This is a genomic window from Stappia sp. (assembly GCF_965276915.1).
GTDB lineage: Bacteria > Pseudomonadota > Alphaproteobacteria > Rhizobiales > Stappiaceae > Stappia.
The window spans coordinates 2,345,126-2,370,126 of the sequence record NZ_OZ255709.1 but is presented as its reverse complement, the minus strand read 5'-3'; the positions used below and the strand labels follow the sequence as shown (position 1 = coordinate 2,370,126).

Genomic DNA, 25,001 nt, shown 5'->3' with positions numbered 1-25,001 from the left:
ATCAGTACCCTTGCGGCGGCGAGGTCTCGCCCGTCGGCTCGGCCACCCGCATCTCGCTGGTGTCGTCGGTGCCGAGTTCCTGGTAGGCGCGGAAGGCGAGCACCAGAAGGAAGGCGAAGAAGGAGAAGGAAATCACGATCGCCGTCAGGATCAGCGCCTGGGGCAGCGGATTGGCGATCGTCTCGTCCGGCACCTGCAGCGCCTCCGGGATGATCGGAGGGACCTCGCGCAGCAACCGCCCGGAGGTGAAGATCAGCAGGTTGACCGCATTGCCCAGGATGGCGATGCCGAGCAGCACGCGCACCAGCTGGCGCGACATCAGCAGGTAGACGGCGACGGCGAAGAAGACGCCGATGACGATCGAAAAGACGCCTTCCATCAGTCGCTCTCCCGCTCTTCAAGGGCCAGGGCGATCGAGGTGATCGACCCGACGACAACCAGATAGACGCCGATGTCGAAGAACAGCGGCGTCGACAGCGGCACCTCGACACCGAACAGGTTCAGATACCACCACTGGCTGGTCATGAAAGGCTGGGCCATGAACAGCGAGGGCAGGCCCGACAGGCCGGCGACGAACAGCCCGGCGGCGGAAATGCTCATCGGATGCAGGGCGATGGCCCGGCGCACCGCGGCGACGCCGCAGGCGATGCCGTAGATGGCGAAGGCGGAGGCCGCGATCAGCCCGCCGATGAAGCCGCCACCCGGCTCGTTGTGGCCGCGCAGCAGCACGAAGATGGAAAACAGCACCATCAGCGCCGCCAGATACGGGGCGATGGTGCGGAAGATGATCGTCCTCACAGGCGTGCCTCCCCGCTTTTCTGCAGCGCCTCGTCACCGGCGGCATGGTCGAGCGCCGCCGCCCGGTCCTTCGTCGGCCGGACGCGGATCAGGGCCAGCACGCAAAGGCCGGCAAGCATCACCACGGCGATCTCGCCGAACGTGTCGAACCCGCGGAAGTCGACGAGGATGACGTTCACGATGTTGCGGCCATGGGCGATGGTGCGGCTGTACTGCTCGAAGAAGTCCGACAGCGACCGGTCGAAGGGCATCTGCGTGATGCGGATCAGCAGCGCCGCGAGACCGACGCCGATGGCAAGCGCGATGGCGCCGTGCACCAGGCGCGGCAGCATCGGCCGGTGGTCGCGCGGCTGCAGGTTGAGCCGGGTCATCACCAGCGCCAGGATCACCACCGACAGGGTCTCCACCATGAACTGGGTGAAGGACAGGTCGGGCGCGCCGAATAGCATGAACACCAGCGCAACGGCAAAGCCCTGGATGCCGAGCGAAACGATGGCGGTGAGCCGGGTCTTGGCGACCAGCACCGCGACCAGGCCGCTCAAGGCGATGGCCAGCACGCCCCATTCATAGAAGCGGAAGCCGGGCATCTCGAGCGTGTCGGGCCAGTTTCCGGTGAGCGTGAGCGGCACCAGCAACGCCGCCGCCGTGACCAGGAAGGTCATCGTCATGTAGACGTCCATGCGGCCGCCCTGGAGGCGCCGGGTCAGCCAGCCGGCAAACGCGACGATGCCGGCAATGACCTGGTCGAAGCCCTTGTCGGGGCCCCAGCCGATGGCCGCCAGAAGACGGGCCATGGCATCGCGCAGGGCGTCGAGCTTCAGGAACAGGAGGATGCCAAGGACAACGGTGACGACGGACAGGATCGCCGCCGCGCCGATATAGCCGGGAACGAGGTGCACATCGACCGCGACCTGGCTGCCGAGGATCGAGGAGACCACCGGCGAGATGAAATAGACGCCGGTATCATGGGCCAGAAGCGCCGCCGCAAGACCGGCGAGCGACAGCACCACCGGGCCGGCATAGAGCAGTAGCGGTCCTTCATGGGCATGCTTGGGCGTGTCGACCTTCGCCCCCAGGAACGGCTTGATCGCGACCGCGGCGGCAATCACCAGCATGAGCGCGTTGCCGATCACGGCAACGGCGGTCAAGGTCAGCTGCATGCCCCCCTCGCCCCAGATGCCGGCATAGAGATATTCCTTGGCGATGAAGCCGACGAAGGGCGGCAGGCCCGACATGGAGAGCGCGGCAAGGCAGGCGGCGGCGAAGGTGATCGGCATCGCCTTGCGCAATCCGCCGAGCTTGGTCACGTCGCGGGTGCCGGCCTCATGGTCGATGGTGCCGGCGACCATGAACAGCGCGCCCTTGAACAGCGAATGGGCGAGAAGATAGAGCGCCGCGCCCTCGATCGCCTTTTCCCAGCTCGTGCCGGTGAGCATCACCAGCAGGCCGAGCGAGGCGACGGTCGTATAGGCAAGCATCAGCTTCAGGTCGGTCTGGCGCACGGCGAGCAGCGTCCCGACGATCAGCGTCGCGCCGCCGAACAGCGGCAGGATCGTCGTCCACAGCATCGTGTCGCCGAGCACCGGATGCATGCGCATCAAGAGGTAGACGCCGGCCTTGACCATGGTGGCGGAGTGCAGGAAGGCGGACACCGGCGTCGGCGCTTCCATGGCGTTGGGCAGCCAGAAATGGAACGGGAACTGCGCCGACTTGGTAAAGGCGCCGCCGAGCACGAGGAGCAGGATCAGCGGGTAGAGCGCATGCTCGCGCAGCATGTCGCCGGAGGCCAGCACCGCCGACATGCTCGCCTCGCCGGTGACGCTCATGATCACCAGGAAGCCGGCCAGCAGCGACAGCCCGCCGCCGCCGGTGACGACCAGCGCCTGGATGGCGGCGCGGCGCGAGGCGGCGCGCAGGTGGTCGAAGCCGATCAGCAGGAACGAGGTGATCGAGGTCAGCTCCCAGAAGATGAAGAGCGTGATCAGGTCGTTGCCGAGCACCAGGCCGAGCATCGCGCCCATGAACAGGAACAGGAAGGACAGGAACCGGCCCTGGTGCGGGTGGCCTTTCAGATAGCCGCCCGCGTAAAGGATGATGAAGGTGCCGATGCCGGAAATCAGCAGCGCGAACAGCGTCGACAGGCCGTCGACGTGAAAGGAGAAGGTGACGCCATAGGACGGCACCCATTCGAGCGCCGGGGTATAGCGGGTGCCTGCCGCAACGTCCGGCACCAGGCCGGCGAAGAACAGGAAGATGCCGGCGGGCACGAGCGCCAGCGGCCAGGCCGCGTTCGCCCCCATCAGCCGGGTCAGGGCCGGCGCCACGAGCGCGGCCGCGAACGGGGCCAGTACGGCGAAGACTGTCGCCTCGGAACCTGTGAGCGCCATGAGCCTCCCCTGGAAGATGAAACACGCCGGGCAATCGGAGAATCAAATCGATTCGGCCCATCTTACCGAGTGTTTGCTAAGATTTGCCCCACATATAACCAGCACAATCCGACGGGCAAGCGATTTAGGGCCAAGGGGCGACAGCTTTCGGCAAAAGCCGCGCGCCCTATTGTCGCCCTTGCAGGAAGGACCTATTTCCGGACGTTGGAAACGTCACTTCACACGCCCGACGTTGGAAACGTCACTTCACACCCCCGACGTTGGAAACGTCACTTCACACCCGAGGTCCTGCCCATGTCGAACACCGACCGCCCCAAGTTGCAGAAGAGCGAAGCAGAGTGGCAGGCGCAGCTCAGCCCCGAGCAGTTTCACGTGCTGCGCCGCGCCGGCACCGAACGCCCGTTCACCGGGCCGTTCTGGAACACGTTCGGCACGGGGCTCTATTCCTGCCTTGGCTGCGGCTCGCCGCTGTTCCGCTCGGACACCAAGTTCGACGCCGGTTGCGGCTGGCCGAGCTTCTACGAGACGGTCAGCCCGGACGCCGTCACCGAGATCGTCGACCGTTCGCACGGGATGGTGCGCACCGAGATCCGCTGCGGCACCTGCGATGGTCATCTCGGCCATGTGTTTCCCGACGGGCCGCCGCCGACGGGCCTGCGCTACTGCATGAACGGCACGGCACTTTCCTTCGAGGAGGACTAGGCCTTCGAGGAGGAACAGGCCTTCGAGGAGGAACAGGCCTTCGAGGAGGAACAGGCGCACGGGAGCCCGCGAAGCTCCGGATCGCGCCCCGCAAAAGTAAAACGCGGCCCCCGGGGGCCGCGTTTTCGTTTCAACCGTCAGGCCGGCAGGCGGTCTCAGTCGAGACGGCCGCTGGCATGGGCGAGCATGGTGTAGACCTTGCCCGTGTCCGAGGTCAGGTAGGTCTGGCTCATGATGTTGTCGCGGTCGTTGCGCGAAACCTGGGCCAGCAACTGCTCGAAATCGGTCAGGTAGCGGTCGACCGCCCCCCGGAACTCCGCGTCACGCGCGTATTTCTGGCGGATCTCGTCGAAGGTCTGCTGACCCTGCAGGGTGTAGAGACGGCGGGTGAAGACATGCCGCTCGCCCTGCTTGTAGCGCTCCCACAGATCGATGAAGGTCTCGTGGTCGATCGCCCGTGCGATGTCGATGGACAGCGAATTGAGGCTTTCCACCATCTGCAGCGGCGAGCGCCCCTGCGGATCCTGGTCGCCCGCGCCCGCCTCGTCCTGCGAGGCGCGGCGCAGCAGGTCGCTGACCCAGCCCTTGCCGCCGCCCTGGGCGTTGCCGCCGCGCGTTTCCGCCGCCGGCTGCGCCTTGGGCGTGTCGAAGTCGCTCAGCGTCTTGCGCCGCAACTCGCCGCGCAGCTCGCCGCGTGCGGGAGCCGCGGCGGGTGCCTGTGCCCGCGGCGCCGGCTCGGGAGCCGGACGCGAGGGCGCGGGGGCCGCTGAACCGACGCTGGCCAGCGTCGCGGTCTGCGCCAGGGTCTTCTCGCCGGCACGCGAGATGTCCAGCGAATTGGACTGGCGGGCGACGATCTCCGAGAGCTCGGTGAGGGCACGCACCTGTTCGCTGACCACCTTGCGCAGCGCGGAGGTCGACTGCTCGGCCTCCTCCGGCAGGTCGAGAATGCCGCGCTTCAGCTCGGCGCGGGTCTTCTCCAGCTCGCTATGCACGCCGCGGGCCACGTCGCGCATGCGCGTGGTCGCCTCGGTGAAGCGCTCGGATGCATCCGACAGGGTCTTGGTCATCTCCGAGACGACGTCGTCCTGTGCCGCGCGCACCGCCTCGCGGGCCTTCTGGCCCTCGAGCCCGGCGGACATGCGCATGGATTCGAACTGCTCGGTGACCGCCAGGGTCGCCGCCTCGGCGGCGGCGGTGAGCTGCAGGGTCACCTCGCGGCTCTTCTCGTCGGCGCCGGCAAGCGAGGCCTCGAGCTGCTTGGAGAAGCTGCGCATCAGGCTGTCGATCGCCTCGGTCTTGGCCAGCAGCGTGTCGGCCACCTCCTCGATCGCGGTCTTGCGCTCGCCCACCCTTGCATCGACCGAGCGGTTGATCTCGTCGAGATTGCGTGCGGCCTCGCTCAGCATGGAGCCATGCTCCTCGAGACGGCCGGACAGCGAGCCGATATCCGCAAGCACCGATTCCGACACCTTGCGCAGCACCGAGGTCTGGTTCTCGAGGGTGCCGGTGGAGGCCGTTGTCTCGCTGACCGCGCGGTCGATCGCCGTGCGGAACTCGCCGGCGCTGCGCGACAGCGAGGTCTCGACATTGCCGAGGTTCTCACCCGCATTGGCAACGACATCGCTCAGCAGGCTGTTCGATTCCGTCAGGCGGTTGAGCAGGCCGGTGATGTCGCTCTCCAGCTGCGTCTTGGTGAGGGTCAGGATCTCGGCGGCGGAACTGCTGCGCTCGTCGAGCTTGGCGACCAGCGCGTCGCCGGCCTCGACCAGCTTGCGGGTCGCGTCGAGGCCCGTGCGGGCGAAGTTGTCGGTGACGTCGCGGCCCTTGACCGTGATCGCGTCCAGGATCGCGTCGTGGATCTCGGAGACCCGCGTCGTCAGCGCCTGGGCGCGTTCCTCGATCGCCGCCACGACGGCATTGCCGTCCGTGCCGAGGATCTGCGACAGGGTGCCGGAGCGTTCCTCGAGCGCCTGGTTGAGCGCATCGGCCCGGGCCACGAGGTCCTCGGCGACCGCGTTGCCGCGCTCCGCCAGCAGGTCGGCGGCGGCGCGAACGGCACCGGCCACTTCCGAGCGGACGCCGTCGGCCTCGCCGGAGACCGTGTTGCGGATCTCCTCGACCGTGCGGGCCAGCACCATGCGGGCCTGCTCGCTTTCGCTCGACAGCATGCCGGTGACATCGGCGACCGTGCGGGTCAGATCCTCGCGAACCTTGTCGCCTTCGCTGCCCAGCGCACCGCTCATCTCGCCGAGCGTGCCGACAAAGAGGGTGCGGGCCTTCTCGCTTTCGGCGGCCAGCGAACGCGCTGCCTCGCCGACGGCAGAGAACAAGAGGTCGCGCAGCTTGTCGCTCTCGCCCGAGAGCGAGTCCGTGGCGCTGGTGAGCGAGGCGACGATGGTCTCGGCCGCCTTCTCGCTTTCGCTCTGCAGGGCGCCGCGCGCCTCGCCGACCGAACCGAGAACGATCTGGCGCAGACGGGCGCCCTCGTCTTCCAGCTTCTGGGTGGCGTCGCCGAGCGTGGATTCCACGATCTCGCGCAGCTTGCCGCTTTCGCCCGACAGCATGCCGGTCAGGCGCTCGACCGTGCCGCCGGCCTCGGTGATCACCTCCGACAGGGTCTCGCGGGCCCGCTCGCTCTCGCTGGTCAGCGTGCCGGTGATCGCGGCGAGGCGCTCGGCCAGGATGCGTTCCAGTTCGGCGGAACGGCTGTCCAGCGTCTCGGCCACCTCGAACACCTTGGAGCCAAGCGACACGTTGATCTCCGCGATGCGGTCGGACAGCGTGTCGGTGAGATCCTGGCTCTGGCGCGACAGGACCTCGCCGGCGTCGGTCAGGCGCTGGTCGAGCGACTTCGACATTTCGGTCTGGCCGTCAACGAAGGCCGAGGCGATCTCGCGCGTGCGGGCAATCAGCGTCTCGCTGATCTGGCGGGCACGGGCATCGAGCGCCTGGTCGATGCGCTCGGTGCCGAGCGACATCGTGTTGGCCAGGTGCTCGGCCTTCTCCGACATCGACGTCGCGGCCTGCTCGACCTTGGTGCCGATGGAACCCTCGAAGGTGACGAGATGCTGCTCGATCGCCTCGCCGATGATGCGCGAGCGTTCCGACAGGCTGGTGCCGATCTCCTCGGCACGGGCGCCGAGCGTCGCGCCGACCTCGTCGACCTTGTCAGACAGCTGTATGGTGATCGCCTGCGAGCGGTTCTCCAGCACGTCGGACAGGGCGACGGTGCGCTCGTTGAGGGTCGTCTCGAACTGGCCGGTGCGCGCGTCGAGCGTCGCCGACAGTTTCTCGATGCCGCCGGACAGCGTCTCGTCGAAGCCGTGGATGCGCGTGTCGAGGGCGTCGGCCATCGACGAGGCGCGCAGGTCCAGCGTCGAGTTGAGCGACTCGATGCGCCCGTCCAGCGTCGCGCCGAGCTCGGCGGTGCGCTGGTCGAAGGAGGCGACCAGCTGGTGGCCGCGCTCGCCGATGAGGATTTCCATCTGCTCGAGATGACCGCCCAGGCCGCTCTGCAGCGCGCCGCCGCGCTCTTCCAGCGTCGCATCGAGACGGTCGCCGATCGCCGACAGCTCGCCGGCGACGCGCTCGCCGCGCGAACCGATCAGATGGGCCAGCTCGGTGCCGGTCTCCGACAGGGTGCGGGCAAAGTCGCTGGTGTGCATCGACAGCGACGTGCCGAGCGTGGAGGACGCATCCTCGAGCGCCGAGCGGAAGGCGCGTGTCTGGTTGTCGATGAGATCCGCCATCTCCTGGCTGCGGTTCTCCAGGCGCTGGTCGAGCGCCTCGCCGTTGACGGAGATCGCCTCGTGGATCTTGTCGCCGACGGCGCCGAGCCGGTCGGCAAGCTCCGTACCGCGCACGGTGATCGTCTCGGTCAGGCTGCCGGCGGTCTCGTCCAGCTTGGAGGCGATTTCGCCGCCGCGCAGCGACAGGTCGACGACAATGGACTCGCCCGTGCCGCGCAGGATCTCCGCAACCTCGTTGGTGCGCGAGGACAGCGTCTCGACGATTTCCGCGCCCTTGACCGAGATCGTGTCGGTAACTTCCTGTCCGCGCAGGGAAATGCTCTCGACGACACGGTCGCCGGTTTCCGCAAGCGAGGCATCGAGCCCGGTGACGCGGCTGTCCAGCGTCGACAGCAGGTCGTCGGTACGGGTGGTGATCGTGTCGATCAGCTTGCCGCCGGTGAGCGACAGGTTGGCCGTGATCTCCTCGCCGCGCGAGGTCAGCGTCTCGACGAAGCCGTCCGCGGTGGAGGCAAAGCGGTCGTTGATCTCGGTGCCGCGCGTCTCCAGCGTGGAGGCGAATTCCTGGCCGGTGCGGTTCATGCTGTCGACCAGCGTCTCGCCGGTTCCGGTCAGGCGGGAGACATAGCTTTCGCCATGGGAGGCGAGGCTCTCGATCAGCTCGCCGCCGGCGGTGCTGAACGTGTCCGCGATCTCGCGCACGCGGCCGTCGACCGTGGCGTTGAAATCGCCGACGCGCGACTCGATGGCGCCGGTGAGGCGCTCGGTCGCCGTGTCCGTGACTTCGCCGATCTTCTCGGAGGTCGCCTGCAGCTGGGCGGCAAGGCTCTCATGCGCGCCGGTGATGCTGTCGCGCACCCGGTCGGCATTGGACACGACCGCCTCGCGCTGGGTGACGAGTTCGTCGATCAGCGCGCGGATCTTCAGCTCATTGTCGTTGTAGGAACGCTCGAGCGAGGACACCTCGTTGTGCACGAGGACCTCCAGCTCGCTGGCCCGCGCGATGGCCCGCTCGATGCCGTCGCCCATGGCGGCGACCTCCCGGCGGATCGCCTGGCCGACGCTCAGGATGGATTCCTTGGCAACGTCCTCGGGCTCGGCGAGGCGCAGGGCGACCTCTGTCATGCCGCGCGCGACGATGCGCATTTCCTGGGCGCGGAAAATCATCAGCGCCATGGTCCAGAAGAACAGGACGGGCACGGCGATGGCAACGGCGGACAGGATCAGGGAAGGCGACGAGGCGATGTCACCGATGCCCTGAACGGCCGCGAGTTCGCCGGAGAAGGCGGCCGAGGCGAGCCACCAGCCGCCGCCCACCCACAGGATGGACAGGGCGAGCGCGAACCAGAACGGCGCCGAGGTCGGACGCCGCTGAAGCGCATAGATGAGATTTCCGATGGTGCGGCGATCGTCGTTCGCCGCCGAGGTGGGACGGCCGCCGCCGCGACCGCGCCGGCCGTTGCCGCGCTGGCCTTCCGCTTCACCCGGTGCCTTGCCGGCCGAACCGGTCCGCTCCGCGTCGCCGCGCACCGGGCTCGAAGCCCCGGCGTTCGCGCTCTCCGGAGTGCTCGTCGCGGATGCCGCCTTGCCGTCGTCTTCCAGGTCGCCGAAATCGATCTTCAGCGCCTCCTCGACAGCCGAAAGGGCAGCCTCGGCGGGATCCTTCGCCTTCGGGGGATTTGCCATGGTCAGTTCGCCTCGCGTCCGTACTCGTTACACATCGGGTGCCACGGCGCTTGACTGTGGCGCCGCAAGACCGTGCACGGCAGGCGGTTCCGGCGGAACACGCCGGAATCGGTAGCCGGGAAGTGAAAACGGCGTGACGAACCGGCCTCTGGTTCGAAAACACACCTCTCCCAAACTTGCCGCACACATCAACCTAATGACACAATCCGGCGGCTCGAACAACAATTTGCAGAGTCATGACAAGGAGATGAGGGGCATGGCAGAGGCGTCGAAGCGTCCCGCGCGGACGGCGGCAACAGGCGGCAAGCACGGCGGCAAGGCCGCTTCCGGCGCGTCCCCGGCATCGCGCGGCCCCTCCCCGGCACAGGCGCTCTGGCTGGCTCGCGGGCTCGATCAGGCAGGTGGAAAACTTCCCCTGTTCGACGCCGAGGGACGCCGCGTGGCCGAGAAAACCATTCGCGCCTGCATCGCCGCCGGGTGGGCAGAGCCTTGGTTTTCCAACCCGATAAAGCCCGACTGGCTGGTCTGCCGGCTCACCGATGCCGGCCGCGCCGCGCTCGAAGGCAGCCACCGCTGACCGGCGCGCGCGCCGGCCGGCGACCGGCGCGAGAGGCGCGCGGAAGCGTCCGCGGACGGTGCCCGCATGCCGGCCCGGGATGGCGCGGGCCGGTCGATCCCCCCGGATGTGTGAACGCGTGTTAACCAAAGATTCACTTTGTTGGCGGGCGGCCGGCTTTCGGCCGCCATGCTTAACCTCGTTTTCGCGAATTTTAACGAGGCTTGATGGCAGACAGATGCAAGGGCGCGGAGGTTTTCCGGCGGCCGGCATCGCGACCAGGAAAGGTTCTGCCATGATGCAGGCAACCGCGAGACAATTGGACGGAACGGCGCAGGCGGCCGAGCGGGCGGGCACGCCCGACGCGCCGGTGGATCTGGTGCACCTGGCCCGTCACACGCTGGGCAACCGGGAGCTGGAGCGCGAGGTGCTGCGTCTCTTCTCCCGCCAGGCAAGGATGATGACGGAACGGATGCGGGAGGCCTGCGAGGGCGAGGCGCTGGAGCGCTGCCTGCACACGCTGCTGGGTTCGGCACGCGGCATCGGCGCCTGGAAGGTGGCCGAGGCGGTCGAACAGGCCCAGCAGGCGCTGCGCGAGACCGGCAGTGCCGATCTCGTCGCGGTGAGCGCTGCCGTCGCCGAATCCGCCGATTTCATCGAGATCCTTCTCGACGCCTGACGGCGGCGGCATCGGCCGCGGGCGAAACCGCGCCGGCCCTGTTCCGGCGCGGCAACCTGCCGCGAATGACGGTCCGGGCGGCTTCGTCGGGGGCGGGACGCTTGACGTTTCGGCGCGAACGGTTATGTCGGAGCCTGACACGACCTTCCGCAATTCCAGCGTCGAGATCCCCCGCCCATGCCCAAGATCACCTACATCACCGCCGACGGCGCCGAGACAGCCGTGGACGCGCCGGTCGGCTCCACCGTGATGGAAAACGCCATCAAGAACATGGTTCCGGGGATCGAGGCCGAATGCGGCGGCGCCTGCGCCTGCGCCACCTGCCATGTCTATGTGGACGAGGCGTGGGCCGCGACAACCGGCGCGCCCGAGCCGATGGAAGAGGACATGCTGGACTTCGCCTATGACGTCCAGCCGAACTCGCGCCTGTCCTGCCAGGTCAAGGTGACCGAGGCGATGGACGGCCTCGTGGTGCGCATTCCCGAACGCCAGGCCTGACGCGAGACGGGGCGCAAGACGGGGCGCAAGACGGGGCGCAAGACGGGGCGCGCCGCTTCCGCATCCGCGCCCCGTCCCGTTTTCGCGGCAATCGCAGCTTCCGCTCAGCCCTTCAGCGCCAGGCAGACCGCGGTCATGAGATCCGCCTGCGGCGTGTCGCGCGGGTTGTTGAGATATTCCTCCACCGCCGGCCGGTCCTCCGCCTCCTCGCCGCTTTGCGGCAGCCAGGCCGAGAACAGCCGGTCCCAGGTCAGGTGCAGGTCGGCGTAAGGGCCCTTGTGGATGGCGATGGCGTAGCGTCCGCCGGGCAGATCCCTGACCTCCAGAGGCGCCAGCGCGGCCGGATCGGCACCGGCGGGCACGTTCACCGAGGCGAAGGAGCGCAGCTCCCGCTCCGGCATCGATTTCGGATCGTCGTAGTAAAGCCCGATCATCCGCATGCCGGGACCGAGCAGGCCCGCGGGCCCGGCATGGGCGAAGGTCTTCTCGAAAGCCCCGCCGATCTCGATATAGGGACCCGTGTGCGACAGGCCGGCGAGACGCAGCGGTTCGCGCGTCTCGATCCTGACATCCAGCTTTTCCGTCATTCCGTTCTCTCCTCGTTTGGGGAACTCCAGCACCGGATCGCGCGGCATGTCACGAAAGGCCGCAGGCGCCATGCCGTAATGGCCGGCGAAGGCGCGCGAGAACGCCTCCGTGCTGCCATAGCCCGCCCGCCGCGCCACCCGGGCAAGCGACAGGCGCCCGGCGACGAGGTCGGTGGCCGCCCGGTGCAGGCGGTAGCGCCTGACCGTGTGGGCGACCGTCTCTCCCGTCTGGGTGCGGTAGATCCGGTGGAAGTGGAACGGGGAGAAACACGCCGCCTCGGCAAGCGTGGTGATGTCGAGCGGACCGTCGAGATGCGCCGCAATATGATCGACGACGCGGGCGATCCGCTTTGCATAGTCACGGGCGGTGGCGGGTTTGAGCTCCCGCTCCGTTTCCTGGTCTGCTTCCGGTTTCGGCATGCGCTCCTCCGTTCACGCTCCTCGCTAAACGAGGCGACCTGACAGAACTTGCGCATTTGCGCCCGAGGAGGAAGGGAGAGCAAGACCGCACTGCCGGTTGCGGCGCCGGCGAGAGGCTTGCCCAATCGGCGAAGAGCGGATTCAATTGCGGCCGCACGCCGTCGGGCCGGCCGGTTCTTTCCATCGATTTGACGCAAGAGGCTCATGCAATGGGATTTATGGAGTTCTTCGCCTCCGTCTGGGTTTCCTATCTCACCGACCTCACCCCGGCCGAACAGGCCCTTGCGGCCCTGACCGTCCTCGGACCGGTGCTTGCCTCGCTGGCCGGCATGCGCCGCTATTACCTGGGCGCGAACAAGAATCTCGCCGTCGAACTGGCCGAGGAAAAGGACGCCTCGCGCAAATGGCTGAAGAAGTTCAACGAGGCCCAGGCGGAGCTGGCATCCCTCAAGCGCGGGCTGCCGGCCTTCTGGATGGACGTCGTCAGGAAGGAGCGGCGCGACGGCAACGAGGAGCTGGCGCTCGGCTTCCTGCGTGACGAGTTGCGGGCCATCGCCCAGCCGCTGGCGGAGGCGGCGGACAATCTCGCCCGGCACCATGTCTCCATGGCCTTCGACGGCGATCCCGCGCATCTTTCCGAGGCGCGTCGTCATGCACGCCTTGCCGTCCTGCATGGCGGGGCGACACCGTCCCGGGAGGGGCTTCTGACCGAGGTCGACCTTCTTGCAGCGATGTCCGGCATCTCGGCCGCACGGGAGTTCACCACCTGGGACGACCTGCACGATGCCTATCCTGGCAGCCAGGACGGCTTGCCGGCCCTCGCCGCCCTGCACACGGCCACGTTCAAGCAGCTTGAAGACGGGCATTACCATGTGGCCGGGCTGATCAACCGGCGGGCCGGCATCATCGCGGAACGGATCGGACGGCCCGACCATCCGGGCGTGCTGGCGACACGCTACCTCAAGGCGCGCGTGCTCAATCATCTGGGCGACTATCGGCCGGCCCTGGCCGAGATCGACGCCCTGCTTCCCGACGAGAAGAAGGCCCTGCCGCCGGACGATCCGAACCTGTTGGCGACATGGCGGCTGAAGGCGCGGGTCCTGGACAATCTGGGGGACCACCAGGCCGCGCTCACGGAAGTCGAGGCGGTCCTGCCGCTCGAGGAGGCGGCCTTGACCCCGGACCACCCGAACGTGATGGCGACGCGCCGGCTGAAGGCGCGCATCCTGAACAATCTGGGCCGGCACGCCGCCGCCCTTGCCGAAATCGAGGCCTTCGCACCGCGTCAGGAAAAGGCCCTGTCTCCGGACCACCCGGGGGTGCTGGCGACCCGGCGCCTCAAGGCGCAGGTGATGGAGATGACGGGGGACCATCAGGCCGTTCAGGAGGAACTCGACGCCATCGCCTCCCTTGAGGGCAAGAACCTTGCGCCGGACCACCCGGCCGTGCTGATGACGCGCTACCTGAAAGCAAAGACGCTGGCCGAACAAGGAGAGGACGAGGCGGCCCTCGACGAGATCAAAGCCGTCGTGCCGCTGCTCGCACGGGTGCTGACGCAGGACCATCCGACCACCCAGACGGCGATGCAGCTGATGGCGGGCCTGCTTCTGAAGGCCGGAAGGACCGGCCACCCGTTGCCCGCCGCCGAAGTTGCGGGTGAACCATAAAGCCATCTATGATTGCACCCGTCTCATGAGCGTTCCGGGGGGAAACGGGCATGGCGGAGGCATCACGGCAGGGAACCAGCGGCGGACGGGGCAACGGGCCTGACAGCGAAGGGCGCAGTCCCTGGCCGAAAACGCCCTTCGGCCGGGGGATCGGTGCCTGCCTTCTCGCCGCGCTCGCCATGGCCGGAGTGGCGGCGGTCGGCCATTTTCTCGTCGCGTCCGCCATTCCCTTCGTCGCGGCGGTCGCGCTGGCAACGTTCCTTCTGGCCCGGCAGGCGGCGCATCGCAGCACGCTGTTCAACAAGGAGGCGGTCGACGTCTTCTACTATGCGCTCGGCCTTGTCGGCGTACTTGTCTTTTTCGCCAGCGAATATCCGCAGCGGGTCGAACGCGAGGCGCTGGAGGCGCTGCGCCCGCATGCGGAGCAGCGCGAGGCGGCGCGCATGGCGCTGGCCGACCACGTACGGCTCACCGTTCGCTCGGCCCGCATCCGGGCGGCCTTTGCCGGGAATGCAACTGACATCCTCGCCGAGATCCGGCGTATGGAAGTGGCGGCCGCCGAGCGGCTCAACCAGAGCGAACTGCTTGCCTGCCGGCAGGCCGAGGGCCTCCCCCTTCACGGACTGCACGATTTCGCCGGAGAGGAGCGTTTCGACCCGATCCGCGAGGCCCGCGAGACGCTGGCCCGGGAAATGGCCCGCGCCGCCTGCGACACGGCGCTCGAGGCATGGCAACAGCGCATCGCGGCCGCCCGGGCCCGCGCACTGTCGCCCGCGCAATTCCTGGCCGACGGCAGCCGCTTCGACGCCGTTTCCGGCCGCATGCTGGTGCTCGGCGAGGAGCTCGCCGTCAGCGTCGGCGACCTGCGCGCCGTGCTGCGCCGGCCGGACGATCCGGCAGCGACGGAGGCGGAGCGCAGGAAACTCGAGGCGGCGCTGACCCGGGCAGAGCAGGTCTACGAGGGCGAAAAAGCGGCGGCCGACACGGCGATCGACGCGGCCCGACTGGTGATGCCCCGCGAGGCCGGGCTGATCGCGCTCGTCATCTGGCCCTATGTGCTGATCCTGCTGCTGGGCCTCAAGCTTGCGCGCCCGCGCGGCCGAGCCTGAGGCCGGGCCGCGCGAGCGGACAGGCAGGACTGTTTCGTGCAGCCGTTGACGACGGCGGCGCAGGAGAACCCGTCGGCCGAGTTGCCGCAGCAACAGGTGAAGCCGGGGCTGTTGCAGCGATACTTCGACGAGCCGCAACCGCCGGCCTGCGCCAATGCATGAACGGCACAGCGCTCACCTTCGAAGAAGAGCGACGGCGGCCAGGCCGCCCGCTGGCCAAGCTCGACCGGCGGCAACACCACGTCGACACTCTCAGTTTTCGCTGGAACCTGCAGATATCACCGCCATTTCGGAAATGACATTTGCAATCTCCTCCACTTTCTCAAGCGACAGTTCGGAACCACCTGATCGCAACAGATAGGACTGTTGGGCAACGGCAAATGCCAAAACCTGACCGATGATCGCATGCGCGCGTATCACAACGACCCCATTGTCCGCACGATGGTTGTTCAGTCGCGCAACAATACTGCTTACGGTTTTGTGTATCGGCTCGATGAAGCTTCTGAAAAGGAGATCGAAGTTTTCTGTCGGCCGAAGCTGCTCCCTGACGATCAAGATGGTGCGATCGGTCGACCGGCCAGGCGACAAGATCAGGAGCGTGAAGGCGCGGATCAGGGCGCGCAGGTTTTCCAGGCACAGGGCCGGCGACATCGTTTCGATCTCTGCCGTGGAGATTTGCAGCAGGCCAGTTGAGGCCAATCCATCCGCGATTTCCCTGGCGGTTTCTTCGATCACGGCGGCGTAAACGCCTTCCTTGCCGCCAAAATGGTACGGTATCGCGGCCTGATTGACGCTCGCTGCTTCGGCCAGGGTGCGTGTGCGCACACCGTCCATGCCGAACTCGGCAAAGAGTTTCAGTCCTGCATCAATCAGTTTCGCGCGCGTTGTTTCCGAAGACTTGCTCTGGCTCTCGATCCTGCGGCTCATCGTTTGGACTTTTTGATGTATTGGAAAGCGCCCAACCGTGAATTCGGTCAGGCGCCTGCCTCATGTCAACCGGCTCTCATTACGTTGGTCGAGTTCTGGTTGAGCTCAATGCCCCCATCTGCGCCGACAAGAACGGTTCCACCCAGATTTGCCAGATGCCTGCCAAACGCGCAATTCGTTTCAAAGGCGAAGGACATGCCTTCTTGCAGCGGCAAGTCGCGCCATGTCGTAGGAAGGCGCCCGATCGAGCCGTAGGCCGACGCCTCCGGCAGCGATTCCGGACCTGGGGCCGATCCGAAGCCAATTGGTCCGTAGGGATTGATGCTGTGGACCAGGGGATGGACATGCCAGCCGCCGGAGGCGAGCAAGGGCGCTTCCATGATGTCCACGACTTCGCCGAATGTGCGCCCGGGACGCAGGGCCTCAAGCCCTTCCTCGTAGCAGGCCCTGGCAACGGCCGCGGCTCGCTCAAACTCCGGATGCGCCCTTCCCACCGTTATCGCGGGCTGGTGCTGGGTTTCGTACATGCCGTAGAATGCGAAGACCTCGGCAAGGACCACGTCACCTTCTTCGATTACTCTGGGTGGTTGGGCGCGATACGTCCAGGGAGCCGGTCCCCAGCCGATGAACTCGCGCCCGGACCCGAAAAGGACCTCCGCGGTAAAGCCGGCGTTGCGCAGGCATTCGGCCGTGGTCGCGGCGACGATATCGGCTTCGGTTACGCCAGGCCTGGTCGCGGCCCTCATCGCTTCGCACATCTTTTCGCCGATCCCGGCGGCATGTCGAATGAGGGCCAGCTCCTCCGCGCTATGCGCTGCGGTCAACATAAAGTATTCGCGATATACCGGCTTGAATTCGGCCTCGGGAAACGCCTCCCGGACTGCGTTCCATATGCCGAAGGGAATGGCTCCGTCGAAATAGAAGGGCGGATAGGGCTCCAGACCGATCACGCCGACCTTCCCTGTGAGGCCAATGCGATCCATGATCGAAACCAGGTGCGCGCCGCTCTTGCCCACATAGATCTGCTCGGGCTCAAGCCACTGCTGATCGCCACGCAAGCGTGCCTGCATGTGGTCGGATACAGCCATCGGAGCAAACGCAAGCACCACCGGCGGCTCATCTCCCTTGAAGACGACGATGGATCCCAGCCGGTCATTGGTAAAATAGCTGTCGGGAGCGAAAGGGGCCGGAGCGGAGGACTCTCTGTCGCCATAGACAATGAGCCCCTCGACACCCGCTTTCTTCATGATTTCACGTGCTGTTCCCCATCGCCGGTCACGCTCGGCAAGCGAAAGACGCGGCGCCGCATCCAGGTGCAGCGGCGAGGCATCGGCACCTGTGGCCGGGGTTGTGCTGGTGGCATTGGCCGGATGCAGATTGCTCAGCATGGCCGCCGCGGACATTCCCAAAAAATCTCGGCGTTTCATGACATCCTCATAGAGACATTGAACGCCCAACACCTAATTCATTCGAATGAACAATTCAAATGAATTAAAAATATGCCCGATCCGATGCCCTGCGGCACGGGCCGACAGGCTGGCCTTCGAGAGCTGCGAGAGCAAAGACGGAGGATCTTGCGGGTCGCCGGCCGGCCGCGACGGCCTGCGCGGCCCCGGCGTGCATGGCACGGGCCGGGCCAGGCCCTCAGACGTCGAGACGCGCCTGTAACGCCAGCGCGGCGAAGACAAGCAGCGCGGCCGGGATCAGGCCCATACGCCAGCCGATAAGCGGCATGTGGCGGAGGATGACGGAATGCTTGTTGGTGACGAGGGTTCTCGCAGACATGGCAGATCTCCACTGCTGGAGTGCACGATCCGTCTGCGCGCCCGTCCGTGCAGGCGGTCATCTCCTCTGCCACAGAACTATATAAGTATTTTTGACAGGGTGCGATCCTTCGCGCCCTGTCCCTCCTCTCAGGCCCCTCTCAGGCCCCCTCTCAGGCCCGCGCCTCGAACACCTCGCGCGCGGCGTTGAGCCCGTTGATCGCCGCCGGCAATCCGCCATAGACGGCCATCTGCCAGATCACCTCGAGGATTTCCTCCTCGCTGGCGCCGGCGGCCAGCGTGTGCTCGATATTGACCTTCAGCTGCGGCCCCGTCTGGCCGCCCAGCGCGGTCAGCGCCGCGACGGTGCACAATTGCCGCGTCTTCAGGTCGACCGTGCCGCGCGCGTAATGGCGGCCATAGGCCCATTCGATCAGGCTTTCGGAAAAGCCCGGCAGCAGCGCGTCGTAGCGCTCCGCCAGCACCTGTTCGAGATCGGGATTGAGCCGGGCGGCGAGGTCCCGCCCCTTTTCGAGAGCCGTGCTCATGACGCGGCCCTCCCGCGTGCGCCGACAGGGGACGGGACGGCCGCCGCCTCGGCCAGCGGCACCACCGGATCGGCCACCTCGCCGCTCTCGATCCGGCGGTAGAGGTCGACCTTCTCGTCGAGCAGCTTCAGCGTGTCGGCAAGCTTTTCCAGATCCGCCGCCACCTTGTCGCGGTGCCGCTCCAGCATCTCGCGGCGCTCGCGCACCGAGGCAACGCCCGGCCGCGTCCTCAGGTCCGCGTAGCGCAGCCGGTCGCGCATGCCCAGGCCCGTGGCCTTCAGCCGGTCGAGAAACCGCAGCCAGCCGAGGATCGCCTCGTCATAGACGCGGCGGCCGCCGCTGTCGCGCAAGGGCGCCGGCACAAGCCCGATCTTTTCGTAGTAGCGCAGCGTGTCGACGCTGAGGCCGGTGCGCTGTGCAAGGTCGCCGATCATCATGCCGCTTCCTCCGCCGTGGAAACCCCGAAAGCCGCTTCCAGCGCGGCCGTGTCCTCGAAAAACAGGTAATGCGCGATCTTCCCGTCGGCGAGCTTCGCCCGCAAGGCCCAGGTCGAGACGAAAAGCCGTCCCGTGTGCCGGACGCGGTGGCGGAAGCGGCCGGAGGCAAAGCCCAGCGTGTCGCTCTCCAGCACCTCGTCGACCTCGAACGCCTCCGTGTCGAACGCTGTCCGCAACGCACCGAGAAAAGCGCGCATGCCCTCTTGGCCGCGATAGGTGCCGTAGATCGGCAGGCGCGGATCGGCCTTCCCCCTGACGCCGACGATGATGGCATCGTCGGCGATCAATGGCAGGACCCTGTCCGGGTCGCCACTCTTGAGGGCGGTGAAAAACGGTTCGATGACGCTCATGGCGCTGTCTCCTTGTGTGAACAGCGTCGCATCCTGGGAGTTGGAGCGCACTCCAGGTCAACAGGCTTTTTGAAACTTTTCCGGCAAGTCCGCCGCGCCGGCGAAACCGGGGGAAAGAGGCTTGCCGCGCCGCGCTTTGCCGCCATATTGGGGTCCAGCCAGACCGGCCGCCACGGAAGCCCGCGCATGCGGAGCCCGGCCCCGCTCCAGCCGGAACGCCTGCCCCCGCCGAGATCCGGCCGCCGAGACCCAACCGTCACGGCGCCCGGACCGGGCGGGGCGCCTCCCCCCTTGCGACATGCGGACCAGCCATGACCGAAACGCCCAAACCCGCCCTGACCATCACCTATTGCCGCCAGTGCAACTGGATGCTGCGCGCCGCCTGGATGGCGCAGGAACTGCTCTCCACCTTCTCCGAGGAGATCGGCTCGCTGACGCTGGTGCCGGGCACCGGCGGCACCTTCACCATCACCTGCGACGGCGCCGCCATCTGGGACCGCAAGACGGACGGCGGCTTTCCGGACGCCAAGGTGCTGAAACAGCGCGTCCGCGACCTTCTCTGGCCGGAGATGCGCCTTGGCCACACCGACGGGCACAAGGGAGGGGAGTGAGGAGGCGGAAAGAAACCGCGCCCCTAGGGAGCGGGAAGTTCTCCACCTGCGCTGAAGGCGTCTGCATCGGCGAGAAGCGCGTCCCAGTCGTCCGGCGGATGCCCCTTGCCAAGGCGCTTGCGGAAAACCTCATAGGCATCCGTCCTGCTGCCATAGGCACGTTTCGTCGTCCGGTCGTTGACCCATGCATAGATGATGATCTTGCGGGCCGCGTCGAAGCGGAAGAACAATCGGTATTGCTGAAAGAACTTGGCGCGGCGCCAATGGCGACGGTCCTTGCCGATTGTGTTTCCGAGACGATATTTTTCATCGGCCGGGTTGGCCGGAATCTCTTCGGTGGTGAGCTTCAGGATCGCGGCGAGGAGCTTGGTTTCCGCCTTGCTCCGGTAGCCTTCCGGGTCTTTGCGGGCGAGTGTCGCGACCTCTCGCACCGAGGCTTCAAAGGCGTCGCGAAAGGCCGGATGCTGAAGCAGCAGCCAACCGTTCACTCTCAATGCGCCTTCGGGCCGCATCCTGCGTCAGTCGTCGTCGAGCGGCGCGTCGAGATCGACGTCAACGCCCGTTGCCAGCGCCCGCGCCTCATCAACCAGCGCGGCGGAAAGCGGCGTGACCCGACCCGGATGGCGGATCATGTCCTTCTCGACAAAGTCGAGAAAGGCGGCAACCACCGGATCGTCGTCCGCACTGCCCTCGACCTTCTGCAACAGCACCTCGCCGTCGCGAATGATGTAGCGGACCTTGTCGCGCTTGCCGAGACCAAGCGCCCGCCGCACCGCGGAAGGAACGGTGTTCTGGTACTTGTCGGTAAGGGTCGCTTCGAAGGCGAGTTGCTCGGCCATGGCCATTCTCCTGACGAGAGGAAAGACAAATGTAATGCAAATGCATTACCAACGTCAAGTGCCGCGACCACCGGCCGGCCATGTTCCAATAGCCCTGATCTGCATCCAAGCTATTTCAATTCAGTCATAACCCTATCCAACCTGCTAATTTAGGACCTCGTAGAGATTGGAAAAAAAACAACCCGCTTCTCCTTCAGGATGACGGCAGGCTTTTACTTCGACATAGTTTTCTTCTCTGTCTTTTGCATTCTTCGGTTTCGGTACGGCATTCAAACCATCCTTCACGCCTTCTAAGAAAGCCGTTGAGCCATCTGGAATATCAGGCACAGATAGTGCCGCCGGGACGTCCGTTTCAGTACCGCGGAGCAACTGCCAACCCACTGCAAAACCTGCTTCATAATCATCGTGAGGGATACCATTTCGCATATAAGCCTCCTAATCCACCAAGAATACCTCAAAACAATTTAGATAATGAGTTTCTAATCATTTTAACATAATTATATTATATAGAATTATTTATTGCAACCCATTGTCGCAAAATTCATTGTCACATCTCCCTTTCTTAAATACTCAACAGCCGACTATTAAGTACCACGTCCGCTGGGCGGCCATGGCCCTGCTCTCCCAACCGGCATCCAAGCTATTGTCACCACAACCGCTTTCGGCCTACTTCTTGAGGCTGGAGGAGCAGGCTCGCATGGTTCAGGCGGTTCTCTATCACAAGCTCGACAGCGTCTATGACGACATCACCGGGGAGCAATACCATTTCCCGAAGATGTATCTGAGCCGTATCGAGCAGACGGTGGGCGACTGGATCGTCTATTACGGCCCTGTCCCGAAGGAAAAGGGACGCTTCTACTCGGGTATCGCAAAGGTGGTGTCGGTCAGGCCCGATCAAAGACAAGACAATCACTTCTACGCCGAACTCAGCGGTTATCTCGATTTCGACCGACTGGTCGACTATTCCGAAAGCGGCGGCTACGAGAAGAAGATGTTCCGTCCAGACGGGTCGGTAAACGGCGGGCGTTCGGTCCAGGCCGTCCGCCTGCTGGACCCCTCCGAGTTCGCCGCCATCATTCATGCCGGGCTTGCCAATCCCGACGAATGGCCGGACCGGGTCGATACGCCCGGCGCCGAGAATGTCGCTCCCGGTTTCGGCGACGTGGCGCAGGCGCCCTTTGTCGGAGATGAGCAGGAACGGCCGATCATCACGCAACTGCTCAATCGGCCGTTCCGGGACGCAAAGTTCCGCCAGAACATCCGCAAGATCTACGATCGGACCTGTGCCTTTACCGGTCTGCGCCTGATCAACGGCCATGGCCGACCAGAGGTGGAGGCCGCCCATATCCAGCCCGTGGAACACGGCGGATCGGATTCGATCCAGAACGGCATCGCCCTGTCGGGAACCGTCCACTGGATGTTCGACAGGGGCTTGCTGTCGCTCGGTGACGACTTCAGCATTCTCCCCTCACGCCAGTTGAACTACGACGTTTCGCATCTGCTGCACAGGGACATGAGAGCGCGCGTGCCGGAAGCGCCGCATCTGCGCCCGCATCCGCACTATCTCGCGTGGCACCGCAACGAGATCTTCAAGCACTGACTCCCCCCACTGACACCGTTGTGTCAGCATGTTGCGGGATTCCGGCGGACAAAGCCGGAACGCGGGGTTCCCGAAACCCGCCTTTCGGACCATATTGCCGCCATGGCCAAGCGACCTTCCTCCTCCTCCGACCTTTCCGCCAAACGCGCCGACCGCTCCGGCGACGGCGACGCCCTGCCCTCGCCCGTCGGGAGCGGCGAGCCCGCCGGGCCGGAGGGCTTCGGCGAAGCGCCGCAGGCCGCCTTCGCGGGCGCGCCCCTGTCGGGCTCCGTGGCCGACTGGGCCCGGCAGATCGAGGAGGATGTCCCGGCGAAAAAGGCGCCGCCAGCCAGGGCGCCCGCAAAAGGGACATCCGGCAAAGGCAAGGGCAATGACGCCGGCAAGGCGGAGAAGCCCGTCCGCACGGCACGCGGCACCTCCACCGGCGCTGCCGGCACCCCGCGCGAGCGCGCCGCCGGCGGGCTGAACCCGGTCGCCGGGCTCGACATGAGCCTGGAAGAGGCCGAGGCGCTGCTGGCCAGGCAGGTGGCCGAGACGAAGAAGGCGCGCAAGGGCGGCAAGAAGCCGCCGCCGGAAATGTCGGACGGCACCACCGGCCACACGGCGACGGTGCAGGCGCTGACCGACCTGATCACCTCCGGCAACCCGCTGCACAAGAACGGCGAGGCCTGGGTGCCGCACCGCCCCACGCGGCCGGACAAGTCGGAGGGCGGCATCCCGATCAAGCTCGTTTCCGAATACGAGCCGAAGGGCGACCAGCCGACCGCCATCGCCGACCTGCTCGACGGGCTCGCCAATGACGACAGCACCCAGGTGCTGCTCGGCGTCACCGGTTCGGGCAAGACCTACACGATGGCCCAGGTCATCTCCCGCACCCAGCGCCCGGCGCTGATCCTGGCGCCGAACAAGACGCTGGCCGCCCAGCTCTATGGCGAGTTCAAGAGCTTCTTCCCGGACAATGCGGTCGAGTATTTCGTCTCCTATTACGACTACTACCAGCCGGAGGCCTACGTCCCGCGCACCGACACCTATATCGAGAAGGAAAGCTCGATCAACGAGCAGATCGACCGGATGCGCCACTCGGCCACCCGCTCGCTGCTGGAGCGCGACGACGTCATCATCGTCGCCTCGGTCTCGTGCATCTACGGCATCGGCTCGGTCGAGACCTACACGGCGATGACCTTCGCCATCGAGGTGGGCGAGCGCATCGACCAGCGCCAGTTGCTCGCCGATCTGGTCGCGCTGCAATACAAGCGCAACGACGCCGCCTTCCAGCGCGGCACCTTCCGGGTGCGCGGCGACACGGTCGAGATCTTCCCGGCCCACTACGAGGACAGCGCCTGGCGCATCTCGCTGTTCGGCGACGAGATCGAATCGATCACCGAGTTCGACCCGCTGACCGGGCAGAAGTCGGCGGAGATGAAGAGCGTCAAGATCTACGCCAACTCGCATTACGTGACGCCGAAGCCGACGCTCAACCAGGCGATCAAGTCGATCAAGTCGGAGCTGGTGCAGCGGCTGGAGGAGCTCAACGCCCACGGCCGGCTGCTGGAGGCGCAACGGCTGGAGCAGCGCACGCTGTTCGACCTGGAGATGATGGAGGCGACCGGTTCCTGCGCCGGCATCGAGAACTACTCGCGCTACCTGACGGGACGCGCGCCGGGCGAGCCGCCCCCCACCCTGTTCGAATACCTGCCGGACAACGCCCTCGTCTTCGCCGACGAAAGCCATGTGACCATTCCGCAGATCGGCGCCATGTATCGCGGCGACTTCCGCCGCAAGGCGACGCTGGCCGAATACGGCTTCCGCCTGCCCTCCTGCATGGACAACCGCCCCTTGCGCTTCGAGGAGTGGAACGCGATGCGGCCGCAGACGGTCTGCGTGTCGGCGACACCCGGCTCCTGGGAGATGGAACAGTCCGGCGGCGTCTTCGCCGAGCAGGTCATTCGCCCGACCGGCCTCGTCGACCCGCAGATCGACATCCGCCCGGCCAAGACCCAGGTCGACGACCTGTTGGGCGAGGTGCGCGCCGTGGCGGCCAGGGGCATGCGCACGCTGGTCACCGTGCTGACCAAGCGGATGGCCGAGGACCTGACGGAATACCTGCACGAAAACGGCGTGCGCGTGCGCTACATGCATTCCGACATCGACACGCTGGAGCGGATCGAGATCATCCGCGACCTGCGCCTTGGCGCCTTCGACGTGCTGGTCGGCATCAACCTCTTGCGCGAGGGCCTCGACATTCCCGAATGCTCGCTGGTCGCCATCCTCGACGCCGACAAGGAGGGTTTCCTGCGCTCGGAGACCTCGCTGGTGCAGACCATCGGCCGCGCCGCGCGAAACGTCGACGGCAAGGTGCTGCTCTATGCCGACCGGATCACCGGCTCGATGGAGCGGGCGATCGCCGAGACCGACCGCCGGCGCGAGAAGCAGGAAGCCTACAATGCCGAGCACGGCATCACGCCGGAAAGCGTGCGCCGCTCCATCGGCGACATCCTGTCAAGCGTCTACGAGCAGGACCACGTCACCGTCGAGGCGGGCTTTGCCGAGAGCGGCAACCTCGTCGGCCACAATCTCAAGGCGCATATCCAGGACCTGGAAAAGCAGATGCGCGAGGCGGCCGCCGACCTGGAGTTCGAGACCGCCGCGCGGCTGCGCGACGAGGTCAAGCGGCTGCAGGAAACGGAACTGGCGCTGGCCGACGATCCGCTGGCCCGCCAGTCGGCGGTGGAGGACCGCAGCGGCGGCTATCGCGGCGAGAAGAAATACGGCGCCAGCGCCAATGTTCCCGCCAAGTCGAAAGTGCGCAAGAACACGCTCGACGAGATGACCGTCGGCCGCACCGAGGTGCCGCTGTCCTCGGGCCCGCTGCCGCAAAAGCCCGGCGACGATCCCGCCGACGACGTCAGGCCGCTGGCGCGCGGCAAGATCGGAACGGGCTCCTACGAGGACCCGGGCGAGGACCGCCGCCGGGGCGGCCGCTCGAAGAAGAGCGGACGGCCGGGAAGATGAGCGGAGGCTGACA

The 25,001-nt window shown here is 66.3% G+C and carries 24 protein-coding genes; 10 read left to right on the top strand and 14 right to left on the bottom strand.

Annotated elements, in window-relative coordinates; genetic code table 11:
* Position 1: 1 nt before the first annotated feature.
* The 3 genes from ACQY46_RS11105 to ACQY46_RS11095 are packed head-to-tail and all read right to left on the bottom strand — an operon-like array spanning position 2 to position 3,185.
* Positions 2-379: a Na+/H+ antiporter subunit C gene (locus tag ACQY46_RS11105; protein WP_428700296.1), complete on the bottom strand. Its 378-nt coding sequence runs from the start codon at positions 377-379 to the stop codon at positions 2-4.
* Positions 379-798: a Na+/H+ antiporter subunit B gene (locus ACQY46_RS11100; protein ID WP_428700295.1), complete on the bottom strand. Its 420-nt coding sequence runs from the start codon at positions 796-798 to the stop codon at positions 379-381. Before ACQY46_RS11100 ends, ACQY46_RS11105 begins: the two co-directional genes overlap by 1 nt.
* Positions 795-3,185 (bottom strand): putative monovalent cation/H+ antiporter subunit A, encoded by a 2,391-nt coding sequence (locus ACQY46_RS11095; RefSeq protein WP_428700294.1) that lies wholly within the window; start codon positions 3,183-3,185, stop codon positions 795-797. Before ACQY46_RS11095 ends, ACQY46_RS11100 begins: the two co-directional genes overlap by 4 nt.
* Positions 3,186-3,479: 294 nt before the next feature.
* Here ACQY46_RS11095 and msrB point away from each other — a divergent pair, with 294 nt between their 5' ends.
* On the top strand, positions 3,480-3,887 hold the full coding sequence (gene msrB, locus ACQY46_RS11090) for a peptide-methionine (R)-S-oxide reductase MsrB (RefSeq protein WP_428700293.1): 408 nt from the start codon (positions 3,480-3,482) through the stop codon (positions 3,885-3,887).
* Positions 3,888-4,042: 155 nt separating this feature from the next.
* On the opposite strand, the gene ACQY46_RS11085 is transcribed toward msrB, so the two are convergent.
* A complete protein-coding gene (locus ACQY46_RS11085; RefSeq protein ID WP_428700292.1) occupies positions 4,043-9,325 on the bottom strand; it encodes an antitoxin in 5,283 nt (1,760 codons plus the stop codon).
* Positions 9,326-9,581: 256 nt separating this feature from the next.
* Between ACQY46_RS11085 and ACQY46_RS11080 the strand changes: the two genes are divergently transcribed.
* From ACQY46_RS11080 to ACQY46_RS11070, 3 genes are all read left to right on the top strand, one after another.
* A complete protein-coding gene (locus ACQY46_RS11080) occupies positions 9,582-9,902 on the top strand; it encodes a hypothetical protein (protein ID WP_428700291.1) in 321 nt (106 codons plus the stop codon).
* 274 nt (positions 9,903-10,176) lie between these two features.
* The gene (locus ACQY46_RS11075) at positions 10,177-10,560 is read left to right on the top strand and encodes an Hpt domain-containing protein (RefSeq protein ID WP_428700290.1); all 384 of its coding nucleotides are present in this window, start codon (positions 10,177-10,179) and stop codon (positions 10,558-10,560) included.
* A gap of 177 nt (positions 10,561-10,737) precedes the next feature.
* A complete protein-coding gene (locus ACQY46_RS11070; RefSeq protein WP_428700289.1) occupies positions 10,738-11,058 on the top strand; it encodes a 2Fe-2S iron-sulfur cluster-binding protein in 321 nt (106 codons plus the stop codon).
* A 104-nt stretch (positions 11,059-11,162) separates the two neighbouring features.
* Here ACQY46_RS11070 and ACQY46_RS11065 read toward each other — a convergent pair whose 3' ends face one another.
* On the bottom strand, positions 11,163-12,065 hold the full coding sequence (locus ACQY46_RS11065; RefSeq protein WP_428700288.1) for an AraC family transcriptional regulator: 903 nt from the start codon (positions 12,063-12,065) through the stop codon (positions 11,163-11,165).
* Between the two features lie 209 nt (positions 12,066-12,274).
* On the opposite strand from ACQY46_RS11065, the gene ACQY46_RS11060 reads away from it, so the two are divergent.
* From ACQY46_RS11060 to ACQY46_RS11050, 3 genes are read left to right on the top strand one after another with little or no spacing between them, the layout of a single operon-like run.
* The gene (locus ACQY46_RS11060; RefSeq protein WP_428700287.1) at positions 12,275-13,732 is read left to right on the top strand and encodes a hypothetical protein; all 1,458 of its coding nucleotides are present in this window, start codon (positions 12,275-12,277) and stop codon (positions 13,730-13,732) included.
* Between the two features lie 50 nt (positions 13,733-13,782).
* The gene (locus ACQY46_RS11055) at positions 13,783-14,841 is read left to right on the top strand and encodes a hypothetical protein (protein ID WP_428700286.1); all 1,059 of its coding nucleotides are present in this window, start codon (positions 13,783-13,785) and stop codon (positions 14,839-14,841) included.
* 36 nt (positions 14,842-14,877) lie between these two features.
* On the top strand, positions 14,878-15,003 hold the full coding sequence (locus tag ACQY46_RS11050) for a hypothetical protein (RefSeq protein ID WP_428700285.1): 126 nt from the start codon (positions 14,878-14,880) through the stop codon (positions 15,001-15,003).
* Positions 15,004-15,093: 90 nt separating this feature from the next.
* Here the strand turns inward: ACQY46_RS11050 and ACQY46_RS11045 are convergent, their stop codons facing one another.
* The 6 genes from ACQY46_RS11045 to ACQY46_RS11020 form a co-directional block, all read right to left on the bottom strand.
* Positions 15,094-15,768, bottom strand: a complete 675-nt coding sequence (locus ACQY46_RS11045; RefSeq protein ID WP_428700284.1) for a CerR family C-terminal domain-containing protein — start codon at positions 15,766-15,768, stop codon at positions 15,094-15,096.
* Between the two features lie 65 nt (positions 15,769-15,833).
* Positions 15,834-17,195 (bottom strand): M24 family metallopeptidase, encoded by a 1,362-nt coding sequence (locus ACQY46_RS11040; protein WP_428700283.1) that lies wholly within the window; start codon positions 17,193-17,195, stop codon positions 15,834-15,836.
* 217 nt (positions 17,196-17,412) lie between these two features.
* Entirely contained in the window at positions 17,413-17,553 is a 141-nt protein-coding gene (locus ACQY46_RS11035) for a hypothetical protein (protein WP_428700282.1), read from the bottom strand.
* A 151-nt stretch (positions 17,554-17,704) separates the two neighbouring features.
* Entirely contained in the window at positions 17,705-18,079 is a 375-nt protein-coding gene (locus ACQY46_RS11030) for a carboxymuconolactone decarboxylase family protein (RefSeq protein ID WP_428700281.1), read from the bottom strand.
* Positions 18,076-18,516 carry a MerR family transcriptional regulator gene (locus ACQY46_RS11025; RefSeq protein WP_428700280.1) on the bottom strand — a complete coding sequence of 147 codons (441 nt, stop codon included), beginning with the start codon at positions 18,514-18,516 and terminating at the stop codon, positions 18,076-18,078. Before ACQY46_RS11025 ends, ACQY46_RS11030 begins: the two co-directional genes overlap by 4 nt.
* Positions 18,513-18,926 (bottom strand): nuclear transport factor 2 family protein, encoded by a 414-nt coding sequence (locus ACQY46_RS11020; RefSeq protein ID WP_428700279.1) that lies wholly within the window; start codon positions 18,924-18,926, stop codon positions 18,513-18,515. Before ACQY46_RS11020 ends, ACQY46_RS11025 begins: the two co-directional genes overlap by 4 nt.
* 311 nt (positions 18,927-19,237) lie before the next feature.
* Here ACQY46_RS11020 and ACQY46_RS11015 point away from each other — a divergent pair, with 311 nt between their 5' ends.
* A complete protein-coding gene (locus ACQY46_RS11015) occupies positions 19,238-19,537 on the top strand; it encodes a SelT/SelW/SelH family protein (protein WP_428700278.1) in 300 nt (99 codons plus the stop codon).
* A gap of 23 nt (positions 19,538-19,560) precedes the next feature.
* On the opposite strand, the gene ACQY46_RS11010 is transcribed toward ACQY46_RS11015, so the two are convergent.
* The 3 genes from ACQY46_RS11010 to ACQY46_RS11000 form a co-directional block, all read right to left on the bottom strand.
* Complete coding sequence (locus tag ACQY46_RS11010; protein WP_428700277.1) at positions 19,561-20,049, bottom strand: type II toxin-antitoxin system YhaV family toxin; 489 nt, start codon at positions 20,047-20,049, stop codon at positions 19,561-19,563.
* A 6-nt stretch (positions 20,050-20,055) separates the two neighbouring features.
* A complete protein-coding gene (locus tag ACQY46_RS11005) occupies positions 20,056-20,376 on the bottom strand; it encodes a type II toxin-antitoxin system PrlF family antitoxin (protein WP_428700276.1) in 321 nt (106 codons plus the stop codon).
* Positions 20,377-20,520: 144 nt separating this feature from the next.
* Positions 20,521-20,802 carry a hypothetical protein gene (locus ACQY46_RS11000; RefSeq protein ID WP_428700275.1) on the bottom strand — a complete coding sequence of 94 codons (282 nt, stop codon included), beginning with the start codon at positions 20,800-20,802 and terminating at the stop codon, positions 20,521-20,523.
* A gap of 271 nt (positions 20,803-21,073) precedes the next feature.
* On the opposite strand from ACQY46_RS11000, the gene ACQY46_RS10995 reads away from it, so the two are divergent.
* Positions 21,074-21,976: an HNH endonuclease gene (locus tag ACQY46_RS10995; protein ID WP_428700274.1), complete on the top strand. Its 903-nt coding sequence runs from the start codon at positions 21,074-21,076 to the stop codon at positions 21,974-21,976.
* Positions 21,977-22,078: 102 nt separating this feature from the next.
* Positions 22,079-24,988 (top strand): excinuclease ABC subunit UvrB, encoded by a 2,910-nt coding sequence (gene uvrB / locus ACQY46_RS10990; RefSeq protein WP_428700273.1) that lies wholly within the window; start codon positions 22,079-22,081, stop codon positions 24,986-24,988.
* The last annotated feature ends 13 nt before the right edge of the window (positions 24,989-25,001 follow it).